Origin of the sequence: Aromatoleum toluvorans, from assembly GCF_012910905.1 — a bacterium.
Classification (GTDB): domain Bacteria; phylum Pseudomonadota; class Gammaproteobacteria; order Burkholderiales; family Rhodocyclaceae; genus Aromatoleum; species Aromatoleum toluvorans.
Genome location: NZ_WTVN01000014.1, coordinates 95,416 through 104,278 on the forward strand (window position 1 = coordinate 95,416; position 8,863 = coordinate 104,278).

The 8,863-nt window shown below is 66.8% G+C and carries 11 protein-coding genes; 3 read left to right on the top strand and 8 right to left on the bottom strand.

Annotated features, from left to right (window positions below; genetic code table 11):
* Positions 1–9 precede the first annotated feature (9 nt).
* From GPA22_RS11080 to GPA22_RS11090, 3 genes are all read right to left on the bottom strand, one after another.
* Complete coding sequence (locus GPA22_RS11080) at positions 10–204, bottom strand: YfhL family 4Fe-4S dicluster ferredoxin (RefSeq protein ID WP_121429482.1); 195 nt, start codon at positions 202–204, stop codon at positions 10–12.
* A gap of 88 nt (positions 205–292) precedes the next feature.
* The gene (locus GPA22_RS11085) at positions 293–1,132 is read right to left on the bottom strand and encodes a 2-oxoacid:ferredoxin oxidoreductase subunit beta (RefSeq protein WP_169256131.1); all 840 of its coding nucleotides are present in this window, start codon (positions 1,130–1,132) and stop codon (positions 293–295) included.
* Positions 1,133–1,134: 2 nt separating this feature from the next.
* The gene (locus GPA22_RS11090; RefSeq protein ID WP_169256132.1) at positions 1,135–2,862 is read right to left on the bottom strand and encodes a 2-oxoacid:acceptor oxidoreductase subunit alpha; all 1,728 of its coding nucleotides are present in this window, start codon (positions 2,860–2,862) and stop codon (positions 1,135–1,137) included.
* A 170-nt stretch (positions 2,863–3,032) separates the two neighbouring features.
* Here GPA22_RS11090 and GPA22_RS11095 point away from each other — a divergent pair, with 170 nt between their 5' ends.
* The 3 genes from GPA22_RS11095 to GPA22_RS11105 are packed head-to-tail and all read left to right on the top strand — an operon-like array spanning position 3,033 to position 4,152.
* On the top strand, positions 3,033–3,494 hold the full coding sequence (locus GPA22_RS11095; protein WP_169256133.1) for a MarR family winged helix-turn-helix transcriptional regulator: 462 nt from the start codon (positions 3,033–3,035) through the stop codon (positions 3,492–3,494).
* A 6-nt stretch (positions 3,495–3,500) separates the two neighbouring features.
* Positions 3,501–3,698 carry a hypothetical protein gene (locus tag GPA22_RS11100; RefSeq protein WP_169256134.1) on the top strand — a complete coding sequence of 66 codons (198 nt, stop codon included), beginning with the start codon at positions 3,501–3,503 and terminating at the stop codon, positions 3,696–3,698.
* A gap of 10 nt (positions 3,699–3,708) precedes the next feature.
* Positions 3,709–4,152, top strand: coding sequence for an OsmC family protein (locus GPA22_RS11105; RefSeq protein ID WP_169256135.1), 444 nt, complete (start codon positions 3,709–3,711; stop codon positions 4,150–4,152).
* Positions 4,153–4,209: 57 nt separating this feature from the next.
* On the opposite strand, the gene GPA22_RS11110 is transcribed toward GPA22_RS11105, so the two are convergent.
* The 5 genes from GPA22_RS11110 to GPA22_RS11130 form a co-directional block, all read right to left on the bottom strand.
* Complete coding sequence (locus GPA22_RS11110) at positions 4,210–5,139, bottom strand: SphA family protein (protein ID WP_169256136.1); 930 nt, start codon at positions 5,137–5,139, stop codon at positions 4,210–4,212.
* Positions 5,140–5,165: 26 nt separating this feature from the next.
* Positions 5,166–6,608 (bottom strand): aldehyde dehydrogenase family protein, encoded by a 1,443-nt coding sequence (locus tag GPA22_RS11115; RefSeq protein ID WP_169256137.1) that lies wholly within the window; start codon positions 6,606–6,608, stop codon positions 5,166–5,168.
* 9 nt (positions 6,609–6,617) lie between these two features.
* Positions 6,618–8,165 (bottom strand): FAD-binding oxidoreductase, encoded by a 1,548-nt coding sequence (locus GPA22_RS11120; RefSeq protein WP_169256138.1) that lies wholly within the window; start codon positions 8,163–8,165, stop codon positions 6,618–6,620.
* Between the two features lie 40 nt (positions 8,166–8,205).
* Positions 8,206–8,604, bottom strand: a complete 399-nt coding sequence (locus tag GPA22_RS11125) for a twin-arginine translocation signal domain-containing protein (RefSeq protein ID WP_169256139.1) — start codon at positions 8,602–8,604, stop codon at positions 8,206–8,208.
* Positions 8,605–8,610: 6 nt separating this feature from the next.
* The coding region (locus GPA22_RS11130; protein ID WP_169256140.1) for a c-type cytochrome at positions 8,611–8,863 on the bottom strand (253 nt) is incomplete at its 5' end.

Below are 8,863 nucleotides of genomic sequence, written 5' to 3' on the forward strand. Positions count from 1 at the left end.
CGGACGCGATCAGGCCGCCCGCGGCACGATCGCGTCGACCGGACAGACCTCCTTGCACTGCGGCGTGTCGTAGTGCCCTTCGCATTCGGTGCACTTCCCGGCGTCGATGACGAAATAGTCCTCTCCCGACGCGATTGCCTCGTTCGGGCATTCCGGCACGCACACGTCACAGCTGATGCAGTCGTCGATGATTTGCAGCGCCATTTGTCTGGCCTCCTGTCGTTTTATGAATGATCGGCTCTGATGGGGTTGGGGGTGCGCCCGATGAGGCCGCACCCCGCGCTGATCGCCGTCACAGCGCGAAATCGGCTTCCAGTTCGGCCACCGCGGCGGCACCCTTGGGCTCGGGCTGGTAGGCCGGACGGTCGCCCTTGTACAGCACCTTGCCGACGTTGAAGCCGTCGTCGGTCATCAGCCGTCGCGCGGCGCGCGCGGCGTCTTCAGTCACGTCCACCACGGCCGTGCGCACCATGTGCTTCCATTCGAGCTGCTCGGGGCGGAAGGTCACGCACGGGCTCAGCACCTGCACCAGCGAGAAGCCCGGATGGCGGATCGCCTGCGTGATGATGTCGGCGACGTTGTTGGGGTCCGAGCTCGAGCAGCGCGCGATGAAGTTCGCGCCCGCCGCAAGGCCCACCACCAGCGGGTGGAAGGACTCGATGCCGACGCCGTCGGGCGTGAGCTTGCTGCCCTCCCATTCGGGTTCGGTGGTCGGCGAGGCCTGGCCCTTGGTCATGCCGTAGACCTGGTTGTCCATCACGATGTAGGTGAGGTCGACGTTCCTGCGGCACGCATGCAGGAAGTGGTTGCCGCCGATCGAGAAACCGTCGCCGTCGCCGCCGGTCACCAGCACCGTAAGGTCGGGGCGCGCGATCTTGAGGCCGGTCGCGACCGGCAGCGCGCGCCCATGCACGCCGTGGAAGCCATACACACTGGTGTAGGCCGGGATGCGCGACGAGCAGCCGATGCCCGACACCACCGCGACGTTCTCCGGGGCGAGCTGCATCGACGCGAGCGCGCGCGTGATCGCCGCCAGCACCGAGTAGTCGCCACAACCCGGACACCAGATCGGCTTGACGTCCGACTTGTAATCCTTCGCGGTGTATTCCCGCTGCTTTGCACACGCATCCATGTTCAGCTCCACTGGAGGATTTGTTCGACGATGGCGCCGGGGCTAACCGCCAGCGGTCCGGGGTTGTGCAGCGCGCGCACCTGGCGCGGCAGGTCGTACTGCGCGCGCAGGTAGCGGTGGAACTGCCCGCTGTGCGACTGCTCGACGACCAGCGCGCGCTCCACACCCTGCAATGCCCGGGCGAACTTCTCCGGCTGCACCGGCGAGATCAGGCGCACCGCGACGAGCTTCACGCGATGCCCGGCCGCGCGCAGGCGCTCCAGGGCTTCACGCGCGGGGCCGGCGCTGGAGCCCCAGGTAAGGATCGCAGTGTCGGCATCCTCGTCGCCGGTGATGTCGGCCCAGTGGTCGCCGTAGTTGTAGCCGGTAAGCTTGCGCAGACGCTTGTCGAGCTGGGCCTGGTGGTCGGAAGCTTGCGACGACGGGGTGCCCACTTCGTTGTGCTCGAGGCCGTCCGCCGTGTACATGAAGCCCGCCATGCCGGGGATGGCCATCGGCGACACGCCCGAGGCGGTGTTGGCGTAACGCTTGTACTGCACACCTTCGGCGAGCGCCGCCGGCTTCTCGCGCTGGCCCATGAAGGCGATCGCGGCCGAACGCGGCATCACTGCGCGCGCCTGCCCCATCGCCTGGTCGGTAAGCACGATGGCAGGGGTCTGCAGGCTTTCCGCCAGATGCACGGCCCACTGCGTCGTGAACAGGCAGTCGGCGACCGAGTTCGGCGCGAGCACCAGATGCGGCGCGTCGCCGTGCAGGCCGTACACCGCGATGTTGAGGTCGGCCTGTTCGGACTTGGTGGCGATACCGGTCGAGGGGCCGACACGCATGACGTCCACCACCACGATCGGCACTTCGGCCGCGACCGCGAGGCCGAGCGATTCGGTCATCAGCGCGAGGCCCGGACCGGAAGTGGCGGTCAGCGACGGCACGCCGCCGTAGGAGCCGCCGATGATCTGGTTGATCGACGCGAGTTCGTCCTCGGCCTGCACCAGCACGCCGCCCACCTTGGGCAGCGCCGGGGCGAGCCATTCGAGCACTTCGGTCGCCGGCGTGATCGGGTAGGCGGCGACGAAGCGCACGCCGCCGCGCAACGCACCCATGCCGGTCGCCTCGTTGCCGGTGATGCTCCAGCGGTCGCTGGTGTCGGCCTGCGTCGCAGGCAGCCGCGGCACCGCGGGAAAGTCCGCGGCTGCTTCGACGCCCGCACGGAACGCGGCGAGACTCGCGGCGATGGCCGCCTCGCCCTTGCGCTTCAAGGTGTCGCGCAGCACGCCGACGACGATGTCCTCGGTGAGGCCGATCAGGCCGGCGATGGCGCCGAACGCGACCATGTTCGGGCGGCCGTCGGGGATCGTCTTAGCGAGCGCCTTCATCGCCAGGGAGATCTGCTGTGCGCCGCTGCGTGCGAACACTTCCGGCACTTCGCCTTCGCCCGGATCGCCGATGATGAGGCTGTCGGGGCCGAGCGGGATCTCCGCAGCGAAGCGTCCGACGTTCTGCCAGTCGACGCCCACCAGCAGGTGGAAGCAGTCGTCATGCGAGGCGAGCGGCGCGGTGCCCAGCCGGACCATTACCGCCGCCTCGCCACCGCGGATCTGCGGCCCCGACGAGCGCGTCATGTACGCATACCAGCCCGCCCGCGCCGCCGCCTCCAGCAGCAGGCTGCCGGCGGTCACCACCCCCGCGCCGCCGCTGCCCGCCATCACCAGTGATACCGTCTGTCCGCTCATCCGCCCCTCCGTCATAGCCGACTGGAACCGGCGCGCACCCCACGCGCCTCGATGGGGCCAACTCTACTTTCCGTTTTGCTTCCTGTCAAATTGTTTGTCTTCCACTATTTTTATCATCGTTTGGACGGCATACTTCGGGCACCCAACGTTTTGTTTACCCCCGATATTTCATGACCCTAAAAAAATCGACGGACAAGAAAGGTCTCGACTTCGGCATGCTGCCTGGCCTGGCGGGCTACCAGCTGCGCCTCGCGCAGATCGCGATCTTCCGTGACTTCGCCGAAGGACTCGGTGAATTCGACGTCACCCCTGGTCTGTTCGGCATCCTCGTGATCATCGAGGCAAACTCCGGGCTCAAGCAGACCGAGCTCGCCCGTGCCGCCCACCTCGACCGCTCGACGGTGGTTTCCGTCATCGACAACCTGGAGCGCCGCAACCTCGTCGAGCGCCGGCCGGCCGAAAACGACCGCCGCTCGAACTCGCTCGTGCTCACCGCCGACGGCGCCGCGCTCCTCAAGAAGCTCAAGCGTCGCGTGGTCGAACACGAGAAGCGCCTCGTCGAACACCTCGACGACGATGAGCGCGCCACCCTCGTCGCGCTGCTGCAGAAGATCTTCCCCGAACACCGCTGAGGCCTCATGACCTACGAAGAACACCTCGACGAAGTCACGACGCTGATCACGGAGAAATACAACGTCGAAGACCAGGTCGCCATCGACATGGTGATGCGCGCCCAGGCCGACGATTTCTTCACCCTGCATGACGACGATCCGTCGATCTGCACGCTCGATCGCGCACACGCCGACGCCCGCGCGGTCTATAAGAAGTACCGCTGAGGAGAGCCCGATGTCCACGCACACCGCCGCCATCGAATGGTCCCGCGCCGCGCACCCGACCGACGCCACGACCTATTCGCGCAACCACGTCGCCACCCTCGCAGGCGGCCAGACCGTCACCATGTCCTCGTCGCCCACCTTCCTGGGCGACCCCGAATGCGCCGACCCCGAGCAGATGGTGATCAGCGCGCTCGCGAGCTGCCACATGCTGTTCTTCCTCGCGATCGCCGACCTCAAGGGCTTCCCGGTCGCGCGCTACGCTGACACGCCGTCGGGCGAGCTCGGCAAGACCGAAAAGGGTCAGGCGCTCACGCGCATCACCCTCTCGCCGCGCGTCACCTTCGTCGACAAGGCACCCGACGCCGCAACGCTCACCGCAATCCACAACAGCGCCCACAAGCGCTGCTTCATCGCGAACTCGCTGACGGCCGAAGTCACGCTGGATCTCGGCTGATTTCGCGGGGTAACGGAACGGCGGGATGAGATCCCGCCGCCACGCCTCAACCGCCGCTCAGAACGGCAGCACCAGCTTGAACCACGCCTTGTCGCCGCGGAAACGGTTCTCGGCTTCGGTTTCGTGGTGCCACTGCGCGATGAACATCGTGCCGTTCTTGTTCGTGTAGCTCACGCTCGGGCCGATCGCGAACACTTCGCCCTTGCGCCCGCGCGACCACAGGCCGGGCACTTCCGGCAGGGTCCTGCCTTCGAGCCGGTCGTTCTCCGTCTGCTTCAGGTAGTAGCCGGCGAGGCCCACGGCCCACGGGCCGAAGTGCTTGCCGACGACGTAGTCCATGTGGAAATCGTCGCCCGACTCGTAGTCCATCTTCGGCAAACCCGGCGCAAGGCGGAAATCCCTGTTCTTGCGCTTGATGTTGTACATGAACTTGCCGGACAGCTCCCAGCCGTCGTCCGACAGCCAGGTCGCCGCGAAGATCGGCTCCAGGCTCCAGTAGTTCGTGCCGATGCTCTCGCGCGGATCGCCCGACTTGTACTTGCCGGTCGGCATGTTGAGGTCGAGCGCGACCGTCCAGTGCAGGTTCTTCGTGTGCCACGCGATGATGATCGGGTTGAACGTGATGTCCCCGATGCCGCTCGTCGTCTTGCTGTCACCGCCGAGCTCCACCTTCTGATGCACCACCGGCACGACGAGGTGCATGCCCCAGTCGCCGCCGAGAATCTTCGTGTCGGTCATCTTGATGAAACGCAGCGCGTCGAACCACGCATCGGCCGACGCACCCGGCACCTTGTTGCCGTCCCCGTCGCGCAGCCGGGCGCTGTAATGGCCGACGTAGTTGAGGAAGTAGTTGCCCGGCGGCGGCACCGCGCCCGCCAGCCAGCTTTCGGCGCCGTTCGGGTACTGGTCGCCGCCCTCCTTCGCCAGCGCATTGCCCATGCATGCCCCCGCCAGCACGACGGCCAGCGTGATCGTCCTGATTTTCATGTCTCCTCCCTGATTTTTCTTGTCGTTCAGAACGGGAACTGCCGCTGCCCCAGCTGCACCGTGATCCACTTGAGCTCGGTCATCTCGTCCATCGAGAAATGCCCGCCCTCGCGCCCGACGCCGCTGTCCTTGACGCCACCGAACGGCACATGCGGCTCATCCATGATCGACGCGTCGTTGATGTGCACCATCCCCGCCTCCAGCCGCAGCGACAGGTCGAACGCCTTCTGCAAATCGTTGGTGATGAGGCCCGACGACAGCCCGTAGCAGGAATCGTTGGCGAGCCGCAGCGCCTCCTCGCTGTCGGCGGCGCGGATCACCGACACAGCCGGGCCGAAGCTCTCCTCGCGGAACACCACCATGTCGGGCGTGACGCCGGCGAGGATGGTCGGCTGGTAGAACGCGCCTTCGCTCTTGCCCCCCGACAGCAGCTTCGCTCCTTTCGCCACCGCGTCGGCGACGTGGCGGTCGAGCACCGCGCACTGCTTGCGGTCGATCAGCGGCCCGATCACCGTATGCGGGTCGCGCGGATCGCCGACCTTGAAGCCGCTGATCTTGGTCGCGAGCTTGTCGCAGAACGCATCGAAGATCGGCGCCTCGACGATCAGGCGCGAGTTCGCCATGCACACCTGGCCCTGGTGCAGGAAGATGCCGAAGGCCGCGGCGTTCACCGCGTAGTCGACGTCCGCGTCCTTGAGCACGATCAGCGGGCTCTTGCCGCCCAGCTCCAGCGTGATGCGCTTGAAGTGCCGCCCCGCCGCCGCCGACAACTCGCGCCCGACTTCGGTCGAGCCGGTGAAGGTGATCATGCGCACGCGCGGATCCTCGACAAAGGTGTTGCCGAGCACCGAACCCTGCACCGGCACGACGTTGAGCACACCCTTCGGCAGTCCGGCCGCTTCGAAGATCTCCGCGATCTTGAGCCCCGTCACCGGCGTATAAGTCGCCGGCTTCAGGATGAAGGTGTTGCCCGCCGCCAGCGCCAGCGCGACCTTCTTCGTCGCCAGCAGGAAGGGGAAGTTGAACGGCGCGATGCCGGCGATCACGCCCAGCGGCCGGCGCACGCTCATCGAGAACACGCCGGGGCTGTCGGACGGCATCGTCTCGCCGGTAATGCGGCGACACTCGCCCGCGGCGCTCCGCAACAGATTGACGACGAAGCTCGCCTCGAACATCGCCTTGCCGAAGGTCGAACCGGCCTCGTCGATGAGCACCTCGGCCACTTCCGGGATGCGCTTCTGCAGCTCGTCCGCCGCGCGCAGCAGGATCGCCTCGCGCTCGTTGGCGAGCGTATTGCCCCAGCTTTCACGCGCGCGGTGCGCCGCGGCGATCGCCCGTTCCAGGTCCGCGGCAGACGCCTGATGCACCCGCCCCCACACCTCGCCGGTCGCCGGGTTGATGTCGTCGAGGATCGTCCCGGTCGACGAGCTCACCCACTCGCCGTCGATGAACAGCTTGTATTCCTTCATGCTTCCCCCTTACAGGCTGATGCCGCACCGGCCCGGCGCGATGATGTTGTTGGGATCCAGCGCCTTCTTCAGGCGCTTCTCGACGTCGCGCTTCACCGGCCCGTAGGTAGCCGCGACCTTCTCGGCGAAGGCCGTGTTCGCACGGTACATGCCGTAGCCTTCCTTCGCGAAGGTGTGCAGCAGCTCGTCGTAGCACGCGTACGCGTTCTTCATCTGCGTCTCGTCCGAGCGGTCGTACAGCAGGTCGATGACATGGTGCATGTCGCGCCAGCCGACGATGAACTCGCCGACGTAGTCGAAGCCGTATTTCGCGAGGATCGTCTTCGCCATCTGCATCTGCTTGAGCGTCTCGGCGCCCTTCGCCTGCGACACCGGCGCGAACCAGATCGAGCCGCCGCCCCCGCGCCAGTTGTACAGCCCGAACTCGCCGAGATTGGGCTTGCCCTTCATCAGGTCGAAGCGGTACTCCAGCGCCTTGCTGCCTTTCGACGCCTCCTGCGTGATGATCCTGCCGCCAGTGGCCGCGGCCACCGCCTCGATGATCTTCCAGTTGGCGTCGTTGGTTTCCTTCGTGCCATACAGGCCCGCATACACGTTCCACGCGCCGATGTCGTGATCCTTCTGGATCCTCTTCACCGCCTCGTCGCTGATCGCGCCCGGCCCCGTGTGGTAATCGGCGCGCTTCACCGGCGTGCACGGCGCCTCCCACAACGTATGCGCGATCACCACCGCGTTCGGGATCACCATCGCGATGCGCAGCGGCCGCAGCGCCTCGACGATCTTGGTGATGTCGGCCTCGTCCGGGTACTGGATGCAGAAGGGGCGGAAATCCGGCGGAGCGGGCATCAGCCACATGCCCATCTTCGTCACGACGCCGAAGTTCGACTGCGTGAAGATGCCGTCCAGCGTCGGCCCGTAGCCCCACTTGAACACCTGCCAGGTGTTCGAATTCTCCATCGCGCCCATGCCGGTGCGCAGCACCTGCCCGTCCGCCAGCACCACCTCCATGCCGCACGAGAACAGGAAATGCTCGCCGTAAGGCGTGTAGCCGACGCCGCGGTCCACCATGTTGCCCACCGGCCCCGCGATCGCCGACGGCGCCGGGCACGAGAACCACAGCGGCAGCTTGTGCTCCTGCAGGTAGTCGTAGAGCTGCTGGTAGGTCACGCCCGGTTCGACCAGTGCCGTGCACAAGTCCGCATCGACCTCGATGATGCGGTTCATGCGCCGCAGGTCCATCACGATCTGCCCGCGCTGAACCGGCGCCGCGGATCCATAGCCGAGGTTCTTGCCGGTCGACACCGGATACACCGGCACGCGGTACTTGTTCGCGACCTTCATCACACGCTGGATCTGCTCGACGCCATCCGGCATCACCGACGCTGACAGCTCGTGCTGCTCCTCCGGCACCGGCATCATGATCTTGCGGTAGGGCGCCAGCTTGTCGTCGTCGACGATCACGTGCTCATCGCCCACGATCGCGCGCAGCTCCCGCACCGCCTTGTCGAACTCCGCCGCACTGATCCCCTTCGGCAGCGCCTTGCTCTTCGAACTCATCCGATTGTCTCCATGGTATTGGTAATGACTGCGCGGTGCGTCAGGTGTTGATCGCGAACGCAACGAGGCTCGCCACCCCGATGCGACGGTAGGTATCCATGACCAGGCCCGCGCCGCGCGCCGCCGCGATCTGCTGGAAGATCACCGCCGAAGCGTCGTCCATCACCCCGATCACGCGCCCCGGCCCCGCGCGATCGAGCAAGCCCGTCACGCCCGCGAAGCTACCCAGTTCGCACCCGCCCGCGGCCACCGGCCGCACCCCCAGACCGGTCGCCAGCGCGCGCGCCAAGGCCAGCGCCTGCGGCGAATCCGCCTGCGCGATCACCGCCGCCGGCCGTCCCGCCGCGCCCGTCTCACCCAGACGCGCCATCGCCGCGAGCGGCATCGCCCCCAGCGCCCCGCCCCCCGCTACGCCCTTCAGGAATCCGCGCCTGTCCATGTCGGCTCACTCCCGCGCCAGCGCCGCGCCGGCGCTGACACGCCGCGCCACATCGGCCAGCGTCGCATCGTCGATCTCGCTCGGCCGGAACGCCGGCATCGCGCGGTTGCCCAGCCGCACCACGCGCCGGATGTACTCCTCCGGCAAGGCCCGCCCCTTCAGCACCGGCCCCACGTTCGCCTCGTGGCAATAGCGGCACACCTTCTCGTAGACCTGTCTCTTATAAACATCTGACGCTGCCGACGACGGAGAGAGTGTA

Excerpts from the sequence above, each read along its gene's own strand:
- GPA22_RS11080 (WP_121429482.1), bottom strand. The coding sequence starts at position 204 with ATGGCGCTGCAAATCATCGACGACTGCATCAGCTGTGACGTGTGCGTG.
- GPA22_RS11085 (WP_169256131.1), bottom strand. The coding sequence starts at position 1,132 with ATGGATGCGTGTGCAAAGCAGCGGGAATACACCGCGAAGGATTACAAG.
- GPA22_RS11090 (WP_169256132.1), bottom strand. The coding sequence starts at position 2,862 with ATGAGCGGACAGACGGTATCACTGGTGATGGCGGGCAGCGGCGGCGCG.
- GPA22_RS11095 (WP_169256133.1), top strand. The coding sequence starts at position 3,033 with ATGACCCTAAAAAAATCGACGGACAAGAAAGGTCTCGACTTCGGCATG.
- GPA22_RS11100 (WP_169256134.1), top strand. The coding sequence starts at position 3,501 with ATGACCTACGAAGAACACCTCGACGAAGTCACGACGCTGATCACGGAG.
- GPA22_RS11105 (WP_169256135.1), top strand. The coding sequence starts at position 3,709 with ATGTCCACGCACACCGCCGCCATCGAATGGTCCCGCGCCGCGCACCCG.
- GPA22_RS11110 (WP_169256136.1), bottom strand. The coding sequence starts at position 5,139 with ATGAAAATCAGGACGATCACGCTGGCCGTCGTGCTGGCGGGGGCATGC.
- GPA22_RS11115 (WP_169256137.1), bottom strand. The coding sequence starts at position 6,608 with ATGAAGGAATACAAGCTGTTCATCGACGGCGAGTGGGTGAGCTCGTCG.
- GPA22_RS11120 (WP_169256138.1), bottom strand. The coding sequence starts at position 8,165 with ATGAGTTCGAAGAGCAAGGCGCTGCCGAAGGGGATCAGTGCGGCGGAG.
- GPA22_RS11125 (WP_169256139.1), bottom strand. The coding sequence starts at position 8,604 with ATGGACAGGCGCGGATTCCTGAAGGGCGTAGCGGGGGGCGGGGCGCTG.